This window comes from Corallococcus exercitus, assembly GCF_003611585.1.
In the GTDB taxonomy this organism is placed as follows: Bacteria; Myxococcota; Myxococcia; order Myxococcales; family Myxococcaceae; genus Corallococcus; species Corallococcus exercitus.
The window spans coordinates 1-409 of record NZ_RAVW01000889.1 but is presented as its reverse complement, the minus strand read 5'-3'; the positions used below and the strand labels follow the sequence as shown (position 1 = coordinate 409).

Genomic DNA, 409 nt, shown 5'->3' with positions numbered 1-409 from the left:
AGATGTGTATAGGAGACAGGTGCGTAGGAGTCCTGGCTCTCCGGGGCGGACATGCCCGCGGGAGGACCGACCTTGCGGCGCACCACGAAGCCCTTGGCGGCGACGGGAGGGGCGGCCTGCTTCGGCTTGCGCTTGTCCAGAATCTTCTGGACCGCGGCGGTGGCCTGGTCGTCATCCAGAGAGGACGAGTGGCTCTTGACGTCGTAACCCAGCCCGGCGAGCTCGGTCACGACCTCCTTGTTGTCGAGCTCAATCCCGTGGCTCTTGAGCTCCTTGGCGATTTCGTGAACGCGCTTCTTCGACATACCTTGATTGGCCTTCTGCTCCGCCAGCGACGAGGCCGAGCACCCTAGTCCAAAGCCGAAATTGTGTGCGAGTGGTGCTTAACAGCCACCTCTCCCCGCAACCT

Annotated in this window: 1 protein-coding gene; it reads right to left on the bottom strand. The window is 62.8% G+C overall.

Going from position 1 to position 409, the window contains the following annotated elements:
- The coding region (locus D7W79_RS42715) for a translation initiation factor IF-2 N-terminal domain-containing protein (RefSeq protein ID WP_208729992.1) at positions 1-305 on the bottom strand (305 nt) is incomplete at its 3' end.
- Positions 306-409: the final 104 nt, after the last annotated feature.